Source organism: Perlucidibaca sp., from assembly GCF_057084925.1.
In genome coordinates this window covers 1-18,706 of the sequence record NZ_JBXMRC010000023.1, presented here as the reverse complement: position 1 = coordinate 18,706, position 18,706 = coordinate 1, and the positions used below count along the sequence as shown (strand labels likewise).

General features: G+C 55.3%; 17 protein-coding genes. 6 read left to right on the top strand and 11 right to left on the bottom strand.

Features of this window, described 5'->3' with window-relative positions; translation table 11 throughout:
• Positions 1 to 103: 103 nt before the first annotated feature.
• The 3 genes from AC14IB_RS06655 to AC14IB_RS06645 are packed head-to-tail and all read right to left on the bottom strand — an operon-like array spanning position 104 to position 3,335.
• The gene (locus tag AC14IB_RS06655; RefSeq protein WP_484231144.1) at positions 104 to 1,003 is read right to left on the bottom strand and encodes an alpha/beta hydrolase; all 900 of its coding nucleotides are present in this window, start codon (positions 1,001 to 1,003) and stop codon (positions 104 to 106) included.
• Positions 1,000 to 1,869, bottom strand: coding sequence for an SDR family oxidoreductase (locus AC14IB_RS06650; RefSeq protein ID WP_484231143.1), 870 nt, complete (start codon positions 1,867 to 1,869; stop codon positions 1,000 to 1,002). The genes AC14IB_RS06655 and AC14IB_RS06650 overlap by 4 nt, the downstream gene beginning before the upstream one ends.
• Before the next feature lie 14 nt (positions 1,870 to 1,883).
• Complete coding sequence (locus tag AC14IB_RS06645; RefSeq protein WP_484231142.1) at positions 1,884 to 3,335, bottom strand: flavin-containing monooxygenase; 1,452 nt, start codon at positions 3,333 to 3,335, stop codon at positions 1,884 to 1,886.
• Between the two features lie 137 nt (positions 3,336 to 3,472).
• On the opposite strand from AC14IB_RS06645, the gene AC14IB_RS06640 reads away from it, so the two are divergent.
• Positions 3,473 to 4,120, top strand: coding sequence for a TetR/AcrR family transcriptional regulator (locus AC14IB_RS06640; RefSeq protein WP_484231141.1), 648 nt, complete (start codon positions 3,473 to 3,475; stop codon positions 4,118 to 4,120).
• Complete coding sequence (locus tag AC14IB_RS06635; protein ID WP_484231140.1) at positions 4,117 to 4,461, top strand: YnfA family protein; 345 nt, start codon at positions 4,117 to 4,119, stop codon at positions 4,459 to 4,461. The genes AC14IB_RS06640 and AC14IB_RS06635 overlap by 4 nt, the downstream gene beginning before the upstream one ends.
• Before the next feature lie 6 nt (positions 4,462 to 4,467).
• On the opposite strand, the gene AC14IB_RS06630 is transcribed toward AC14IB_RS06635, so the two are convergent.
• The 3 genes from AC14IB_RS06630 to AC14IB_RS06620 are packed head-to-tail and all read right to left on the bottom strand — an operon-like array spanning position 4,468 to position 6,665.
• A complete protein-coding gene (locus AC14IB_RS06630) occupies positions 4,468 to 4,983 on the bottom strand; it encodes a DNA-deoxyinosine glycosylase (protein WP_484231139.1) in 516 nt (171 codons plus the stop codon).
• Positions 4,984 to 5,709: a dienelactone hydrolase family protein gene (locus AC14IB_RS06625; RefSeq protein WP_082968671.1), complete on the bottom strand. Its 726-nt coding sequence runs from the start codon at positions 5,707 to 5,709 to the stop codon at positions 4,984 to 4,986.
• 11 nt (positions 5,710 to 5,720) lie between these two features.
• The gene (locus AC14IB_RS06620) at positions 5,721 to 6,665 is read right to left on the bottom strand and encodes an alpha/beta fold hydrolase (protein WP_484231138.1); all 945 of its coding nucleotides are present in this window, start codon (positions 6,663 to 6,665) and stop codon (positions 5,721 to 5,723) included.
• A 225-nt stretch (positions 6,666 to 6,890) separates the two neighbouring features.
• On the opposite strand from AC14IB_RS06620, the gene AC14IB_RS06615 reads away from it, so the two are divergent.
• Positions 6,891 to 7,925 carry an AraC family transcriptional regulator gene (locus AC14IB_RS06615; RefSeq protein WP_484231137.1) on the top strand — a complete coding sequence of 345 codons (1,035 nt, stop codon included), beginning with the start codon at positions 6,891 to 6,893 and terminating at the stop codon, positions 7,923 to 7,925.
• Between the two features lie 3 nt (positions 7,926 to 7,928).
• Here the strand turns inward: AC14IB_RS06615 and AC14IB_RS06610 are convergent, their stop codons facing one another.
• The gene (locus AC14IB_RS06610) at positions 7,929 to 10,031 is read right to left on the bottom strand and encodes a DUF1302 domain-containing protein (protein ID WP_484231136.1); all 2,103 of its coding nucleotides are present in this window, start codon (positions 10,029 to 10,031) and stop codon (positions 7,929 to 7,931) included.
• 214 nt (positions 10,032 to 10,245) lie between these two features.
• Here AC14IB_RS06610 and AC14IB_RS06605 point away from each other — a divergent pair, with 214 nt between their 5' ends.
• From AC14IB_RS06605 to AC14IB_RS06595, 3 genes are read left to right on the top strand one after another with little or no spacing between them, the layout of a single operon-like run.
• Complete coding sequence (locus AC14IB_RS06605; protein WP_484231135.1) at positions 10,246 to 11,616, top strand: DUF1329 domain-containing protein; 1,371 nt, start codon at positions 10,246 to 10,248, stop codon at positions 11,614 to 11,616.
• 8 nt (positions 11,617 to 11,624) lie between these two features.
• Entirely contained in the window at positions 11,625 to 12,653 is a 1,029-nt protein-coding gene (locus tag AC14IB_RS06600) for a WD40/YVTN/BNR-like repeat-containing protein (RefSeq protein ID WP_484231134.1), read from the top strand.
• Positions 12,650 to 15,001: an efflux RND transporter permease subunit gene (locus AC14IB_RS06595; protein WP_484231133.1), complete on the top strand. Its 2,352-nt coding sequence runs from the start codon at positions 12,650 to 12,652 to the stop codon at positions 14,999 to 15,001. The genes AC14IB_RS06600 and AC14IB_RS06595 overlap by 4 nt, the downstream gene beginning before the upstream one ends.
• A 2-nt stretch (positions 15,002 to 15,003) precedes the next feature.
• Here the strand turns inward: AC14IB_RS06595 and AC14IB_RS06590 are convergent, their stop codons facing one another.
• The 4 genes from AC14IB_RS06590 to AC14IB_RS06575 all read right to left on the bottom strand — a co-directional run.
• Entirely contained in the window at positions 15,004 to 15,777 is a 774-nt protein-coding gene (locus AC14IB_RS06590; RefSeq protein WP_484231132.1) for a sulfite exporter TauE/SafE family protein, read from the bottom strand.
• Positions 15,774 to 15,977: a cbb3-type cytochrome oxidase assembly protein CcoS gene (gene ccoS, locus AC14IB_RS06585; RefSeq protein WP_484231131.1), complete on the bottom strand. Its 204-nt coding sequence runs from the start codon at positions 15,975 to 15,977 to the stop codon at positions 15,774 to 15,776. The genes AC14IB_RS06590 and ccoS overlap by 4 nt, the downstream gene beginning before the upstream one ends.
• Before the next feature lie 20 nt (positions 15,978 to 15,997).
• The gene (locus AC14IB_RS06580; RefSeq protein ID WP_484231130.1) at positions 15,998 to 18,433 is read right to left on the bottom strand and encodes a heavy metal translocating P-type ATPase; all 2,436 of its coding nucleotides are present in this window, start codon (positions 18,431 to 18,433) and stop codon (positions 15,998 to 16,000) included.
• Positions 18,430 to 18,706: FixH family protein (locus AC14IB_RS06575; protein WP_484231129.1), on the bottom strand; the 277-nt coding region annotated here is incomplete at its 5' end. The genes AC14IB_RS06575 and AC14IB_RS06580, both read right to left, overlap by 4 nt.

Here is an 18,706-nt window from a genome sequence, read left to right as displayed (position 1 = left end):
GAGGCCGTGGCTGCAAGTAGGATTGTGGCAGGGAAGCAGCTGCTGGCTAAAAATTGGCCAGTCTGTAAGGTCAAACGTGGCTTCCCTGTGCTCACGGGATAAATTACTGAGTGCGAATAAATGCCCCAATTTCATCCAGTGCCGTGTCCGCCTCTGCGATCAGTGCATTGAACATTTGGAAGTTGTGCCAGAGGCCTTCATAGATCCGACAGGTCACATCAACGCCTGCGGACTGTGCGCGCCCGCTAAACATAAGGGCGTCATCCAGCAAAATTTCTTCGCTGCCCGCTTGCACGAGCACCGGCGGTAAGCCACGCAGCTCAGCATAAAGTGGGGATACCCGGGGGTCGTTTTCAGGGATTTTGCCGCGAAAGCCATCCCCTCCGCGACGCAGTGCTTGAGCCGTTACCATGGGGTCGCGACGGGCATTGCGTTTAACGGAAGGCAAGCTCAGCGTGATGTCCAAGTACGGTGAAATCATGACCAGACCGGTGGGCAGCGGCAGGCCTCGGTCTCTTAGGGTGATGGCCAGCGACAAAATATGCCCGCAACCGCCGGAGTCGCCGCCCAGCACAATTTGGTCGCCGCGCCAGCCTTTTTCCAACAGTGCGTGATAGCACGCTAGCCCATCTTCTAAGGCGGCGGGGTAGGGATGTTCCGGTGCGCGTCGGTAGTCCACCATGATGACTTGTGCCATGCCACGCAGAGCCAACTCACTGCCCAGTGCCCTATGGGTATTGGAGGAGCCCGCAAAGAATGCGCCGCCATGGAGATGCAGCAGGACTCGATCCGCACGACCGGGTGGTGAAATACGTTCGACCGGAACGCCTCCTAGCGTTGCCTTTTCTACAATGGCTTCAGCGCGGGGTCGAAAAAGTAGTGCGCCTCCTTCCATGGCCTGGCGAAGCACGGCCAGTGGCAGGGGAAGCAGGCTGGGTAATTTGAAGCTCGTCCGCAGGGCCGTTTTTACCAAGCTGTGGGCGATAGGCTGCGGCAGTCTCATGCGGTTTTTCCTTTTTTAACCGAGCGGGCGAGTTGATTTATGCGCTGTTCATAACTCGCATGGGCGGCATGATCCAGCTGCGTGAGGATACGATTATCGTCGAAGAGTCGGCGGCCCCGCTCTTGCAGCCAGCCAGGGATAACCGTGTAGGCGCGATGTGCAGCCTGCAGATAATCTGGCACTGCAATCATCAGCCGTGGTTTCAGCAGCGCGCCAACCACGGCTTTTGCGACCTGTTCAGGCGTTACCGCGGGGATGACGCTGGCGGCTTTTTCAGTGCCAGAGGTCAGCTCGGTGAGCACTTTTGACGGCATGATGCAGGTGAACTCCACGCCACTGTCGCGATATTCCCCCGCGACGGCTTCCGTCATCCCCACCACGGCAAATTTGGTGCCGGTATAAACGGCAGAGCCGGGTAATGCAAAGCGTCCTGCCAACGAGGCAATGTTAACGATATGCCCACTGCTACGCTGCAGTAAGCCGGGTAAGGCTGCTTGCATGCCATGAATGACGCCACGGAAATTGATGTCGATTTGTGCGTCCGCCAGTGCGGGGTCCTCGTCCAGAAAATAGCCCATGGGCATGATGCCGGCGTTGTTAATCAAGGCATAGAGCGGGCCTAGTGTTGCTTCCGTGTCGGCAATAAATGCCGCAAATGAGGCGCGATCACGCACATCGAGCAGCCCCGCATGAGCCCCGATACGCTTCGCTTCCCGCTCGGCCAGCTCCACATCAATATCACCAATACTCACGCGTGCACCTTGGGCGATTAGGGCCTCTGCAATGGCCAGGCCGATGCCGCGTCCACCGCCGGTAATGGCAATCACTTTATTCTTCAGTGGGCCTTGCAGTGATGTGTTTGTCATTGTTAGCTCCTGACTTAGGCCGTTTGTTTTTTAGTGAGATATTCGTCGAGATTGAACTGACTTAGCTGCCGGCGCATTTCCAGCGTGCTCCAAGGCCAGGCCGTGCTGTTTCGGCCATTCCTATCAATGAAGTAGCTGCTACAGCCACCGCGATTCCAAACCGAATCTTGCAGAGCGGCTTGCACGCGATGGTTGTATTCCGCGAGGCGAATGGGGTCAGTCTCAATGCGGGTGATGCCTTTCGCACGAGCCTGCTTAATGGCGTCCATGATGTAGGCAAGCTGGGCTTCAATGATGAGGAAAGCGGACGAGCTGACCGCGATGTTGGGGCCAAACATGAGAAAGCCATTCGGACAATCTTCGACCATCGTGCCCATATAGCCTTTAGGGCTGCCTTGCCAAACTTCCGCCATGCTCACGCCATGCCGGTTGAACACGCGCTTGGCGATGGGTGGCTCGGCAACTTCGAATCCGGTGCCGAGAATAATGATATCGACATCACGCGAAGTGCCATCTGCGCCGATCAGCGTTTTGCCGCGCACCTCCGCTAGGGCGCTGCTGATCACATTGACATTGGCTTTAACCAGTGCCGGATACCAGTCGTTGGATTGCAGTATGCGTTTGCAACCCAAAACGTAGTTGGGAGTGAGGCGATTTCGCAACTCAGGGTCTTTCACGGTGCGTCGTAAATTGAATAACGCCAGGCGCTGGAATTGCTTCATGGCCGCTATATTTTGCATGCCGCCATTGAGCGTTTCGAAAATGCCAAAGATGGCGCCGCGAACGGTCAGCTGTGCCAAGGGCAGACGCTTAAACAGGCGTTGCACCAGTGGCGGCAAGGTTTGATCCATTTTGGGTAAAACCCAGTGCGGCGTCCGCTGAAACACACTGAGCTGGCTCACCAGGGGCTGAATTTTCGGCACAAACTGAATGGCAGAAGCGCCCGTGCCGATCACCGCAACACGCTTTCCGCGTAAGTCGATGTCATGTCGCCAGCGCGATGAGTGGAAAATGTCGCCACCGAAGCTCTCTAGACCTGGCACATTAGGCAGTACAGGTTCATGCATCGGGCCGCAGGCCATGATGGCGAATCGAGAACGAAACTCGCCTTGGTTAGTTTGGATAATCCAGCAGTCATCGGCATCGGACCAACCGGCGCGTTGGGCTTCATGTTGGAAGCGAACATGTGAGAGTACGCCCGCTTTTTCGGCCGTGGACTGAAGGTAGTTTTTAATTTCGGCTTGGCCGGCAAAGACACGGCTCCAGGCCGGATTAGGCGCAAAAGAGTAGGAGTAAAGCGCAGAAGGCACATCGCAGGCACAGCCAGGATAGGTGTTTTCACGCCAAACGCCGCCAAGCTCATCGGCTTTCTCCAGCAACAGGAAGTCATGAATACCGGCCTCACGTAGCTTGATGGCAGCACCTAGGCCGGCAAAACCTCCGCCCAAAATTATGACTTCATGCATGCAGTGCTCCGTATTCATCCTAAGTGTTCGAAATTGTGACTTGCTGGCCACTTACGGAATACAATGTCATTTAAGGAATATAATGTCAAATTTGGTGAAAGTCGTCATTTTCTGAATGGTCAGTTAAGATTCAACGTATGAGCGAAGATCCCAAGTTTTCCCGCGCTGAGCGCAACCGTATGCAACTGCGTGCAGATATTTTGCAGGCGGCATTCATTGAGTTTTCCGAGCGTGGTTACCACCAAACCGCGATCGCCGATATTGCGCAGCGACTGGGCATTGGTCATGGCACCTTCTACCGTTATTTCGAGAATAAGCGCGATATCTTGCAGCATGTCATTAATGACACGGCCCTGAAGCTCACTGAGCTGTTGGTCGCGGAGAATGCGCCAGAAGCGGTGGATACCCTGGAGGATTACGCCGAACAGTGTCGTCGCATTGCGGAACGTTTCAGTGCGTTTGCCCACGCTAATCCGAAAGTATTAAGACTGGTGCTCATGGAGGCGACATCGATTGATGCCGACATGACCCAAAGCGTCTTAAGGCTGGTCAATACCAGTGGCCACATTACCGCAGCCTACTTGGCGAATGGCGTGCAGCATGGCTATTTGCGGGCTGACCTCGACACCCTGAGTACCGGCCATGCCATTGTCGGCATCATCATGGCGGGGATGTTTCGTTTGCTCACAGAGCCCGATAATGCCGATGTGCTTAAACCCTACTCAGAAGCTTGTGTGCGTCTGTTGATTGAAGGTATGGCCACGCCAACGAGCACTTCCACTTGAACACCCTCGGGCTTCTCCAAACGTCAGCTTTGTTTGTATTGACTGCCGTGGCTGAAATTGTGGGCTGCTACTTACCCTATCTCTGGCTGAAAAAAGCGGGCTCGCCGTGGTTGTTGCTGCCGGCGGTGCTCAGTCTGGCCTTGTTCGCTTGGCTGCTGACCTTGCATCCCGCCGCCAGCGGCCGTGTCTATGCAGCCTACGGTGGGGTTTATATTGTGGTGGCGCTGCTGTGGTTGCGCTGGGTGGATGGCATCACGTTACAAGCAACCGATTGGTTGGGTGCTGGCATTGCGCTTTTCGGCATGGCAATCATCGTGTCGGGCTGGAAAGCGGCTGCCTGAATTCGCTCAAATTGGCACTAAGGCTTCGGTCCAAATGGCGCGCTTGGTCTCGTAGGGCATGCCGGCATGGGCCGGGCTGGTCGAGGGCAGGCGCAACAGCTCAAGCGGCGTGACGAGCACAGGCTGCACCTGCTTGCGCCAGCTGCTCTCGGCCTTGGCGCCGTTGAAGCAGACTCGGCGGATGTGCGGATGCTGTTGCAGGAAGCTGGCGAAGTCATTGACCACGATGCTGGCGTCGTCGATGTCGGCATCGAGGCTGCCGGGGCGATGACAGGACGCTAGTACATCCCACAGGGCAATGCCGTTGGCCTGCAAAATCAAGAGCCGTTCGGCATAGGGCAGTTCGGTCGAAAAGCCGAGCACATCAGCGAGGATGCGCCAGAACGCGTTACGCGGGTGGGCGTAATAGGCCTGCGCTTGCAGCGAGGCTTGGCCGGGCATGCTGCCGAGAATCAGCAGCCGCGCATCGCTACGGGCGACCGGCGCGAAGCCCTGCGCTTGTGCGTTATCAGCAACTGCCAATCACAACACCTTGTCAAAAAACGCGAATACGCGCTCCCAACTGTCTTCGGCGGCGGCCTCGTTGTACTTCGAGCGCAGCGGGCTGTAATCGCCCAGCTCGCGGAAAATGAAGGTGTCGTGGTTGTTCATGTAGGAGTGACCGGCATCCGGGTAGCTCTTCACATCATGCTCCACGCCGAGCTTGTCGAGATGCTTGTTGAGCAGCTTGCCGTGCTTGCCCATGATCATGTCCTTTTCGCCCCAGCCACCGACCACCGGGCAGATGCCCTGCAAGTCTTCGGCTTTGGGCGGCACCATGCCGTAGAACGGGGCCACCACGGCCAGCGGTGCCTGCGCACCATAGAGCAGGGCGAAGCGGCCGCCCATGCAGAAGCCCATCACGCCGACTTGCTGCACATCCAGCTCCGGCTCGATCAGAAGCCACTGGCGCACGGCTTCGAGCTGTTCGAACGCCAGACCCTTGCCGGTCTCGTGCGCGAGCAGCGTCTTGGTCACGCACAGCGGCTTCATCGAGCCGTTGTCGTAGAGGTCGGGCACCACCGCCGGGTAGCCGGCATCGGCGAGACGACTGGCGATGCGGCGAATGTCATCGGTCAGGCCGAAGATGTCATGGATGGCAATCACCGCCGCACGCTTGCTGTTGCGGCGCGCCGGCAAAAACAGCTCGCACTGCATGTCATGACCGTTACTGAGTGACAGGGTGAAGCGGCGATTGGCGACCGTCATGGTGGCTGTCCTTACAGAGTCTTGTTCAGGAATCGGGTGTAGAGCTCGGCACTTTCGGTCGGACGCTCCAGGTGCGGCATGTGGCCAATGCCCTTGAACACGAACACGCGCGAACCGGGAATCTTGCGCCAGATCGAGGCCATGCTGATGTGCAGCAGCTTGTCCTCATCGCCCCAGATGATCAGCGTCGGTACTTTGATCTTGTTCAGCTGGTCATCCAAATTCACATTGCTGATCTGCTTAAAAATGTATTCGTGGCGCGGTACACGTGCGATGGCCTGCTCGCCAACGGCATCCAAGACAAAGCCAGGAATAAACGGTGGTTTGCTCATGGTCATGGCGTAAAAGGTGTGAAAACCGGCGATATCTTTAGCGAAGAAGCCGTTCTTGCCGGCGGCAATTTGCTGACGCAATACGCTAGGGGTAGGGCTACTGACGCCAGAAGCATTCATTAGGCCCAAGCTATGCACTTGCTCAGGATGACGTAACGCAAGCTCGGCGGAAATGAAGCCGCCCATGGAGTTGCCGATGACATCCACCTGAGGGTTTTTTGGCTTCAACGCCTGAATCACAGCACTGACGCGATCCGCTTGCGTTGCCGCATCATAGGTAGCTGTTGGAATGAAGCTGGACTCGCCAAACCCTGGTAAATCCAGCGAGATGATGCAGCGTTCGGCGGGCATCTTTTGCGCCATACGGAACCAGTGCGCGCCCCGCGCGGTGAAGCCATGGATCATGACGATGCAGGGCTCGCTGCTATCGAGCTTGCGCGTAAAGACTTTTACGTCATGGCCATCAACGTTGACGGAGCTAGTCATTAAGTCGGCGCGGAACTGCTCTAAGCCTAAGGCTTTGTCCTGTACCCAAACGCCCACGGAAGCCAGTACGGGTGAGCTAATGGACAGCGCAAGCAGCAAACCGGCTGATTGAAAAAGGGTTCTGAATTGAGTTTGCATAGCGGGCTCCGAAAACGCCGAGAGTAAAAAATTCAAGCTAAATATGGGGGTGTGCCACGCACTCTATATTTGACAGGGACCAGGGTCAAACTAAGTGTTGCGGGTTACACTGTTTCCAGTTACACAAAGTTACACAGAAAAAAATAAGTGCTACATTCGGCGGCGTTGGCAAAGACCAACAAGAAGCGCGAGAAAAATAATTAAAGCCTAGCGGACTTCACGACCATGAATCACACGCTATCTGATCGCGGTAGATTTGCCGTGCTGTGCTACGAGGCCATTGGACGGGCCGGTTACAACGCTGACGATTTTTTAGCCAGACTGGGGTATTCCGCTGAGCAATTCCAGCAGCCGGATTTTTGTTACCCCCACGATCGAGTCATTCATTTTTGGACAGCGCTTGAGCACTTTTCCGGCGACCCAGACATTGGTTTATGCATTGGTCGGCATCTGCCGTCGTCCCGAGGCAGTGTGCAAAGTTGCTTGTTTCTCGGCGCGCCAAATTTTGGAGATGCCCTAGTCACGAGCTTTAAGTTCATGCGCTTATTGTCCGATGCCATTACGGTTGAATTGCATGGCTTGGGCGACACCAGCTATTTGCATCTGCAGTCGCGATGCCCGGATGTGAATGCTTTCAGGCACTACACCGAGTGTCTGCTACTGGGGTTCATTGCGTTTTATCGGGAGGTTACCGGCAACCAGTTCAAGCCGACCCGCATCGATTTTGTTTGTGAGGCCCCAGTCAATATGGCTGAACGCACCACGATCTATGATTGTTCTTTGCACTTTGGCTGCAGTGAAAATCGCATTTATTTCGATACTGCCGTGTTGGCGTGCAACTGTGGTTATGCAGAGCCTGAGCTCTTGCGCATGCATGAAAATTACGCCCGTAGTGCGTTGCGCAAAATTGAAGAGCAAGATTTTCTGCTGCGCGTGCAGACAGTAATCTCGAGTTTGTTGCAGCGGGGAGAGGTGACGTTGGAAGCGGCCAGTCGCTCCTTGGGCCTCAACACCACCGAGCTGAAGTATCGACTCAGTACGTTGGGTACGCACTTCATTCGTGAGCGGGAAAACTGCCGCCGTCGCTTAGTCAAAGAGATGTTACGCCGGAGCAATGAAAGTATTTCTCAAATTGCCTTTACCGCAGGATTTTCCGAGCCGAGCACGTTTTATCGAGCCTTTAAGCGCTGGAGCCATGGCGAGACACCGGCAGATTTCCGGGCTCGCCATCAGCGCCACGATGTTTCGCCTAAGCTTTAGACATCAAAAGCTGTAGGTCCCGTAGAAAAGGATACGGTCGCGATCGCGCTCCAGGTATTCGCGAATATTAGAGCCGAACTTTGCTTCATAGCCGGCACCCAACTGCAGCTGATTGGGGAAGCGCAGCACCAGGCCGACGTTGGCTATTCTGCGACCTTCAATAAAGTTAGCCTGTGGCGCTGGCGTAATACCTTTTAAATCATGGAAGAAGATGATGCTGGGCTCAAACACAGCGCCTGGAATCAAATTGTTATAGGCAAAGCGAGCCACGGCGCGGTAGCCGTAAGACAGTTCGGTTGGGCGATTCCACGTTTGCTGTGTGGGATTCTGTCGTCGTGTGTCTGGCGTACCTGAGGCAGTGCCCGTGCCATCGGCGCCCGGACTGGTATGCGTATTTTCGCCTGGCCCATTCAGCGGCAGTTCCTGTGACCCGGTCATGTTATCGATATAGGTCGCGCCGAGTTCGAGAATCGTCGTCATGTCGTCTGCGCCAAACGGATTATGTGGAAACAGCTTAAGAAATGACAACGAAATGTTATGCACGGGGAAGCGTTCGTAGCCCTGTACATACTGATTCCCTTGAACTTGAAAGCCACGATATTTTTCAATGTAACTTGGCAATGCATTTTCGCCACTGGGAATAGTTGTGCCGGCCATGAGGGGCGAGTTTGGCACTGCAATTAAATCTTGCGTTGGTAAAGCAGGTTGCAGCAGTGAAAAGAGTACATCCGTCGTCAAAATTTGCAGCGGCATATTGGGGCGATAGGCGTACTCACCTGACAATGCAACACCCAATACGTTGGTATTAAAACTGAGACCAAACATGTCAATATTTTCAGGGTAATCGAGAAAAACCTTTAGGGTATCGACAGTGAGTGGGTTTTCACCACCTGGTGCATTCGCAAAGCCTCGGCAGTCACTCAGGGCATCCAAGAAGGCAAGGTTGCCATTTGGGCTACCATTGAGGTTTCGACCACTGGATCGATGCCAGCAAGATTCGTCCGCTGCAAAGCCACTTAAGTAAGGAAATGGGCTGTGGTAATGCAAATAGTGCAGACTGATTTCGGTGCCATTATTAAGCCAGTCAGCAACATAAGTTAAACGACCGCCGTATTGGCCTTTATCCGAAGCGTAACCAAATTCGGGGGGGAGCACCTTAGGGCTATAAGACGTTCTCGTAATCAGTCCATTGTTTCCGTAAGCCGTAGGTACTCGATCCGGATTTTCCTTCTGGTTGCCAAGACCTAGCGTTAGGTAGTCGTTATCCACGGGATCTAAGGTGGAAGCGAAGCTACCATGAGGGGGGGCGCGAACGCCTTGCCATTCAAGCGGAGCAACCAGTTCGAGAGATAAGCTGTCGAGAATCGGAAAACTTACCACGGCCATATTGACGGGCGTAGATACGTCACTGAGCTGGAAGCCGGGACGAACAGCGGCATTGGCATCGAGTGGGTTGAGTTGATTCAGGTTATGAAACAGGGTCAATAATGATTCGCCCCAAGGGAGGACTTGCCGGCCCACTTTCAAGTTAATGGGTAAGCCAAATACCTCTGGTGTGTACTGAAAAAAGGCCTTACGCAACTCCGCGCGTCGCGCGTAAATATCGACCACATTCTGATCGCGTGGGGTGCGTTCCGGTTGGTAAGTGCTGTCCGCGTGAAACTCTTCAAAATTCGCGTTCACAGGGTCGTAGTAGAAAAGACCGGAGAACTCAACTTTCAGATCACCGCGTTGCAGCTTGATCTCGGGCGAAATACGAATGGCAGAGTCGGTAATGTCGCCTTTGTCGTAATTCCAGTTGCCATCGTCCGAGTTAGTGCCGGTGAATGCCCCTTTGGCATTGATCAAATCGCGATTGCCTTGCACGCTAGTACAGCCATTGCTGGCTTGGCCTGCGCTGTCATTGCCATCACAGAGACTCTCTTGGCCGGGAATGGAGAGTTTGGCGACCTGATTTAAGTCACGATCTTCGGCACGAAAGGCCACGCCGGCTAATACATTGGTTTTAACATTAAAACGGATGCCTGCTAATTCGCCTTCGAGCGCCCAGGATGGGGTCGCAAACGTCAATAAGCAGATCACCCACACTAGTCCGCTTCTTATCATTTTTATGCTTCCGGACACACTGGGGACGGTGGTTTTTTACCATTGGCATCTTTTGCAGGGGTATGCCAAGGTGGCATTGGCCGGCGAGAAATTAGTTGTTCGCCGCAAGGCCAATTCATGACTATCCGCAGCTTCGTACACTGAACGACTACATTGTGCTGCATGCCTGTAACGACAGCGCTTAGATCAAAAAAATGGCAGGAGAATAAGAAGAATGAACCAACTTTTAAAAGCGAGCCTATTGCTACTCGTATCTGGAGCATCCTATGCCAGCGTTTCGGCAGCAGAAGCTGATCGTTTAGGCAAAGATCTCACGCCGGTTGGCGCTGAAATGGGGGCATCGGCGGATGGCCTCATTCCTGCATGGAAGGGAAAGAGCTTTTACAGTCAGGCCCAGTTGGACATCAATCGACCTGCATTGGTTGCGATGGGGCGTAATAACCCAACAGGGGCCTATGCCCTGCTGGCCGGTAAACTGGCCGATGATAAGCCCCGTCTGACCATCACTCGCGCCAACATGGCGCAATACGCCACCCAGCTCACCGAAGGCCATAAGGCCATGTTCCGGTTGTACCCGTCTTACAAGATGAATGTGTATCCCTCCGAACGTACCGGGTTTTTCCCCGAGCAGATTTACGCGGCCACTAAGAAAAACGCTACATCAGCCACGCTGCAAGGTACGGATGATCTGAAAGGCGCCGCGATTGGCTTCCCATTCCCTATCCCGAAAACCGGCGCTGAAGTGATCTGGAATCACCGCCTAAAGTATCGCGGTAATGCGGTGCGTTTGGTGAACAATTCCGCCATCGTCTCGCAGGACGGTGGCATTCAGCAGTCGCGCTTTATTGCGGATGTAAAGTTCGTTTACGCCAACTACAAAAATCCAGCACCGGCAGACAACAAGCTGGCCTTGTATTTCTTAGCCAAGAACCAAGCACCCGCGCGTGTCGCTGGGCAGACTACGCTGGTTCATGAACCCATTATGGGCTCGCGTTCGGCATGGTTGTTTGATCCGGGTCTAGGTCGTGTACGTCGCGCACCGGATGTGGGCTTCGATAACCCGACGTTGGGTGCGGATGGTGAGCAATTCAACGACCAAGTGGACACGTTCAACGGCTCTTTGGAACGTTATGACTGGAAGCTGTTAGGCAAGAAACCCATGCTGATTGCTTACAACAGCGTGCGTATGTCGTCACCAACACACAAAGTGAAAGATATTCTGACCAAAGGCCACGCCAACCAAGATCACGCTCGCTATGAGCTGCATCGCGTCTGGGTTGTTGAAGCAACGTTGAAAGCCGGTCAGCGCCATCAGTTCAAAAAGCGTCGCTTCTATGTCGATGAGGACTCCTATGCCATTGCGGCTGTGGATTGCTATGACAACCGCGACCAACTGTGGAAGTTTCAAGAAGCGCATCTGGCCACCGTTCCGTTCCTGCCAACGGTTTCGCCAAGCCCAGAGTTTATTTATGACTTGCTGAGTGGCCGTTACTACGCAACGGGTCTGTTGAATGAAAGTGAGTTCAGTGACTGGACCATTGATTTCAAAGACAGCCACTTCTTGCCGCAGAGCATGTCCAAATAAGGGTTTAGATGATGTTGAAATACCTGTTGTGTGCGGCTTTGCTGACACTTTCTGCGGGCGTCAGTGCTGCGACACCCGCAGGCCACGCGGAGATCATGCCCAAAGCGACATCTAGCACTCTGCTCGATGTCGTGGCGCTGCCCAAGGGCTTTATTGCCGTCGGTGCGAGAGGTCATATCCTCAGCTCAAAAGATGGTGTGAATTGGACTCAGCGCTCGGTGCCTACGCGGGCCATGCTCAATCGAGTTATTGCCCTGACGGATGCCCGCCTCATTGCGGTCGGTCATGACGGTGTGATCTTACGCAGTGTTGATGGAGGTCAACGCTGGACCTTGCAGCATCAGACCATTTCAGATCAACGCCCGAACACCCTCTATGATGTGGCCTTTGTTTCTGCGCAACGGGGTTACGCGCTGGGCGCATTTGGTCTCATGTTGGTGACTGAGGATGGCGGCACGACGTGGCAGCCCGTAGAGAATGCGCTGTCACTTTCGGGCCTGCATTTGAATGCCATCGCTAACTTAGGTGAGGGCGGGCTGATTGTCAGTGGTGAGCGCGGCTTGTTAGGCGTTTCGCGTGATGGCGGTCTGACCTGGAAATTGTCGGCACCCGCGTATGCAGGCTCGTATTTTGGCGTATTGCCCACCTCGGGGAATACTGCGTTGGTCTATGGTCAGCGCGGTCGTTTGTACGCAATTGATGACATTAGCCGTCTGCAATCAGGCGATCCTGCCAGTTTCGATCCGCTCATTACCCCTAGTCCGGATGATGCTCAAGCCTTGAAGCTGGGTTTTCGACGCGTCCCGACGCCCGTTGAGGCTTCCCTTTTCGGTGGCAGCCTGTTGCCTGATGGTCGTGCGGTCTTCGTTGGGGCAGATGCCACGACATTGGTAGTAGATCCTGCGTTTACCTCCGCGACCTTGCTTAAGCATAAGGGTTCTGCGACCTATTCCCGTGTTGCTCGCCAAGGTCAGCACTTGCTGGTGGTGGGTATGCACGGTGTCTCTCGAATTAAGCTGCCGGAGCTCGCCAAGTGAAAGAGTCTCTCGTTCTCTCCGAACGCACCCGACGTATTCTTGCAGTCATTGAGCCGCTGGTCTTTGCAAAGCGCAAACTCACGCTAGGCGTTCTTGGTTTTATTACGCTGATTCTGCTGTATTTCGGCAGCCATCTGGCACCCGATGCCGGTTATGAAAAGACCATTCCGCTCGATCACCCCTACATGGAGGTCTATAAGAAGTACCAGCGTGACTTTGGTGGCGCCAATATTGTGCTGGTGGCGGTGCAAAACACGCGTGGCGATATTTATCAGCCGGCATTCCTAGAGAAGCTGCGTAAAGTCACTGACGATGTGTTCTTCCTGCCCAACGTGGATCGCGCGCGCGTGTCGTCGCTGTTCACGCCCAGCACGCGCTACATTGAAGTGGTTGAAGATGGTTTACGTGGCGCCGATGTGATTCCGGCGGACTATCAGCCCACCCCTGAGATGATGGAGCAGGTGCGCTCGAATGTCCGCAAGGCGGGTATCGTGGGGCGTCTAGTCTCTAACGATGAGCATGGCGGCATGGTGTTTGCGGAAATGCTGGAGGTTGATCCGGTTACCGGTAATCGCATTGATTACAAACAGGTAGCGGATCAGCTGGAGGCGATTCGCGGCAAGTATGAGAAAGATGGCGTCACCATTCACGTCATTGGCTTTGCCAAGGTCGTGGGGGATATGACCGATGCAACGGGCCAAGTTTTCATCTTTTTCTTGCTGACGCTGCTGCTGACCACCGGCCTGCTGTGGGTTTATTGCGGCAGCTTACGGATGGCGGTGATGCCGCTGGTCTGCGCCCTCGTGTCGGTGATGTGGAACTTTGGTTTGCTGGTGGTCTTCGGCATGGGCTTGGACCCCTTCGCGGTCTTGGTGCCCTTCTTAGTTCTGGCCATTTCAATTTCTCATGGTGTGCAATATGTGAATGCGTGGGTGACGGAAGTGGATGCCGGCAACACCAGCCTGGAAGCCTCGCTCATCACCTTCCGACGCTTTGCCATTCCCGGCACGATCGCTTTGCTGACCGCCGTCATTGGCTTCGTCACCATCATGATTATCGAGATTCAAGCCATTCAAGACATGGCCTTGAATGCGTCGCTGGGCTGTCTCGCCATCATCATCACCAACAAGGTACTGATGCCGATCTGGCTGTCGTATATGCCGGTGAGCAATGCCAGTCAGTTTAAGGAAGCACAGCGCGTTCGTGAGCGCCTGCTCGACCCGTGCTGGCATCAGCTGAAAAAGCTGACGCGTCCTGTGCAATCGAAAGTGGTTATTGGTGGCGCCATTTTGGTCACGATCTGGGGGGCTTGGCATTACCAAGACCTGCATGTGGGGGACATCCAAAAGGGCGTGCCTGAGCTGCGTGCAGACTCACGCTACAACCAAGACACTGCCACCATCGTCGACAATTACGTACTCGGTGCCGATATTCTGAAAGTCATTGCTGAGGCGGGGCCCGATGCCTGCATCAACTATGAATGGATGGAGGAAGTGGATCGCTTCGCGTGGCGCATGGAAAACGTAGAGGGTGTGGCCAAGGCCTTCTCTGCACTGACCTATGCACGACAGGTCTATGTTGGCTTTAACGAGGGCCGCCCTCACGCAGACGTGGTGCCGCGTAATGCCCAGTCCTTGTCTCGTGCCACCAGTCTGCTGCCCAGCAGTGCCGGTTTGTTTAATGCCAATTGCAGCGCCTTGCCGGTATTCATTTACCTGAAAGACCACAAAGCGGAGACGCTGGAACATGTGGTGAATGCGGTTAAGGCCTTTAATGCGGAGCGTAAGCCCAATGGCATGACCTTCCGACTGGCGACGGGCAACGCGGGTGTGATGGCCGCGACCAACGAAGTTATCCATGCCGATGAAAAGCAGGTCGTGATTGGCGTGTTCCTCATCATCGTGCTGTTTGTTTGGTTGTCATTCCGTGACGCGGCGTCGGTGCTGTCCATTGGCTTGCCGCTGGCGATGGTGTCGGTGCTGGCGTATGCCTTTATGGCCCTGCTTGGCATTGGCCTCAAGGTCGCGACGTTGCCGGTACTGGCGATGGCGGTGGGCATTGGCGTGGACTACGGCATCTACCATTACGCCATTCTGCAAGAAAGCATGGGCATGGGCATGAAGCTGGAAGAGGCGCATTACCGTACCTTGCAGCGATCGGGTAAGGCGGTGATTTTCACCGGTATCTCGCTGGCACTATCGGTCGCGATGTGGATGTTCTCGGAACTACAGTTCCAGCGCGATATGGGTATGCTGCTCGCGTTTATGTTCCTCGCCAACATGGTGGCCGCGGTATTGCTGGTCCCCGCAATTACCCGCTACATGATTCCGCATCATATTCGCGACTGACGCTAGTGATGCATGCTGCCGTGATCCCTGTGCTCATGGTTCATTTGCTCGTGGTTCACGGCAGCCGGCGTCATCGATGACTCATGATGATGCTGGCCGTGTGGCATGAGCTCCGGCCCGATGATGGTCCAAAGTCCGAACAGTATGACCAGCGCACCAGCGGATTGGCGTGTGCCGGGCCGCTGAAGTACGCGTCGTAATTGGGCGGATGCTGTGCCCGTGACCAGCAAGGTCGGTAGCGTACCCAGACCAAAAGCGAGCATGACCAGTGCAGACTGGCTAGGTTCGGCGCGTGTGATCGCTAGCGCCATGGCGCTGTATACCAGGCCACAGGGTAAGAAACCCCAGAGCATGCCAGCGGCGAGTGCCTGACCCGGATGTTTGATGGGCAGCAGGCGTTGACGTAATGGCGCCATCCAGCGCCACAGCGGGCCACCCAGACGCTCTAGCGTGGCGAGAGCTTGAAACCACCCGGCCAGGTAGGCGCCGAGTAACATCATGAAGAGTCCGGCAAACCAGCGGATAGCCGTGCCAACCCCACCGAGATTTTGTAAACCCAGCAACAAAAAACCTGCCAACAAGCCCAGCAGCATATAGGTCAGTAAACGACCACTGTTGTAGATCAGCTGCCAACCGACGAGGGCGACGCCGTGGCGTGAGCGCTCGGGCAGAGCGTAGGTAAAGGCACTGCTGAGGCCGCCGCACATGCCCACGCAGTGGGTGCCGCCCAGCAGACCCATGACAAAGGCCGTAGCCAACCAACTCAGATCCATCATGGCAATTTGTCTCCCGCCTCGGTGGACGACTTGGTGGCCTCAGTGAGGGTACGCTGGCGATCACGATCATCCAAAATGATGCGATGTGCGGGGCCCTGTAAGTCATCGTACTGAGCATTCCGCACGGCCCAGGAAAAGAACCAGACAGAGGCCACGAGAAAAAGCAGGCTTAGGGGAATAAGCAGGTATATGACTTCCATGCGGATGTCTCTATGAGCGGTTATTGACGCTGGCGTAAGCGCAGGGCGTTGATGACCACAACCAGTGAACTTAAGGACATGCCCAGCGCGGCCAACCAAGGCGGTACAAAGCCCAAGGCAGCCGGCGGCAGAATAGCGAGATTGTAGCCCACGGCCCAGCGCAAGTTCTGCTGAATAATGTGAGCGGTGCGATCGGCCATGCGAAACGCAGGCAGCAAGGCGGGTAAGCGATCGCCGAGTAGAACCGCGTCGGCCGTGGTTTGCGCCAAGTCTGTGCCCGAGCCCATGGCAATGCCGAGGTGGGCTTGGCCCAAGCTCGGGGCATCGTTCACGCCGTCGCCAACCATCACCACAATGGCGCCGCTGGCTTGCAATTGCTCGATCGCCTGCTGTTTGTCCTGCGGTGTCATGGCACCATGGCAGTGATCAATACCCAGTGCATCAGCCACTTGTTGTGGCACGGCGGAATGATCACCGGACATCAAATAGGTTTGTAAGCCGCGTTCGCGTAAGGCCTGGATCACCGGCAACGCCTCGGGCCGCAATTGATCCTCCAGTGTGATACTGGCGAGCACGATACGCGGGGCATCTTCAGCATCGATGGATTGGCGGGTGAGGTACAGTGTTAAGGCAGACTCATGGGTTGCCGAGCTTTCTGCACAGGCAAACCGAGCATGACCTAAGCGATAGATAAAGCTTTCATGCGAGGCGGATACGCCAGAGCCAGCGATTTGGCTGGGCGGTTCGATAAATGGCGTGGCCACCGCGTGTTCTTGCTGGGCGAGGGCGGTAATGGCTTGGGCAATGGGGTGCGCGGAGCCAGCCTCAAGACCTGCCAACAAGCTGAGTACCTGCTCACGCGGTAAGGCCTGGGTATCGAGCTTCTTCACGATGAGCTGTGCTGTTGTTAGCGTACCGGTCTTGTCAAACACCACATGAGTGGCGGCGGCTAACGTGTCCAAGACATGGCCACGGGTAAGCAAGAAGCTTTCTCGCGCTAGTGTGTGTGTGGCCGCCGTCAAAGCCGCGGGTGTAGCCAGAGAAAGGGCACAAGGGCAGGTGGCGACCAATACGGCCAGCACCGCCCAAAAGGCATGGCTGGGATCAACAAACTGCCATCCCACATAGGTCAGCACGGCCAGTACCAGCACGCGTGCCACAAAGAAATGCGCCATGCGGTCCGCTTTTTGAGCAATCAGCGGCTTTTCTGACAAGGCACGTGCAAGCAGTTGCTGCAGCGTGGCCAGCACAGACTCTTGGCCCACGCGCGTGACTTCAGCTTCTAGAACTTGCTCGCCGTTGATGCTGCCACCCAGTAAGTCGTCACCGGGCTGTTTATTGACGGGCAAAGGCTCGCCGGTAATGAAGGCTTCCGAGACACTACTGCTGCCATGGAGCACCCGTGCATCACAGGGCACAGACTCACCGGCGCGTATGAGAATGACATCGCCCGGTAATAAATCATCGCTGGCCACCGTTTGCCATTGACCATCCGCTAAACGGCGCTGGGCAAGACGAGGCTCCAGCGTCATCAGACTGGCCGCAGTTTCTCCGGCATGCTGTCTTGCCTTCAGCTCTAAATAACGGCTGGTTTGTAGAAAGAAAATAAACATACAGACCGAATCAAAGTAGGTTTCTCCACTTTGGGTCACGGTGGCATACCAGCTCGCGGTGTAGGCAAAAATCAGCGCGATGGAAACAGGCACGTCCATAGTCAAACTGCGGGCTTTTAGGGCATTAACGGCGGCGCGATAAAAAGGCCATCCGGCGTAGAAAAAGACCGGGGTCGCCACCACGCCAGAAATCCAGCGCAAGTAGTCGCGATATTCATCACTAATGCCTTGAAAGGCACCGATATAGAGCCCTAGACCATACATCATGGCTTGCATCGTGCCCAAACCAGCTAGGGCGACTCGAATGAGCTGCGTCCTTGCCTCACGCTTGAGCTGGGCAGCATGGGTGTCGGCTTGGAATGGGCGGGCACGATAGCCCACCGTTTCGAGTACCTTCAGCAAGCTGCTCAAAGGCCGCTCGCTGTCATCCCAAACTAAACGCAGTCGATGATTACTGAGATTCACAGAAGCTTGGGCGACGCTGGGCTCTTGCGTTAAGCGGCGCTCAATCAGCCAGGCACAGGCCGCACAGCTGACGTTCTCTAAACTGAGCTCGGTGCAGGCATAGCGGCCTTCACGGTGTACAAAGTCAGTTTGTGCTGCAGGGTGGTCATATCGCAGGAGGTCTTCAAGCGCTTCGGGCAAGGCGGCGGTGGGGCTGCTGCTATCTCGTTCTTGGTAGTACGACGATAAACCACTGGACACAATGCTTTCTGCAACGGCGACACAGCCGGGGCAGCAAAAAGTTCGCCGCTCGCCAAGCACCAGGGTGTGATAGCGGGGCGTATGCTCTGAGCCAGACCCTTCCGGATTGGGCAGGTCGCAGTGATAGCAGTTACTCACTCGGGTTGTAGGCGAATGCCTTCCTGTGACGGTAAGCGGCGCGTACCTGCTAAGCGCCAATCGCGGGTGGACAATTCAATCTGGAAGACGCCATCGAGAGGCTGCGCGAGCTGGCCACGATAGCTGTTGCCCATCAGACGTTGTAAGACCAATTTCTGGTCCTTACCACTTTGCGTGCTATGCACAAAGTTCAGCTCAATACTGGGCGCTTCAATCGGTGCTTTGGCATTCAGCGTCAGCAGTACTTCGCCTGTGGTGTCATCAAATGTCATG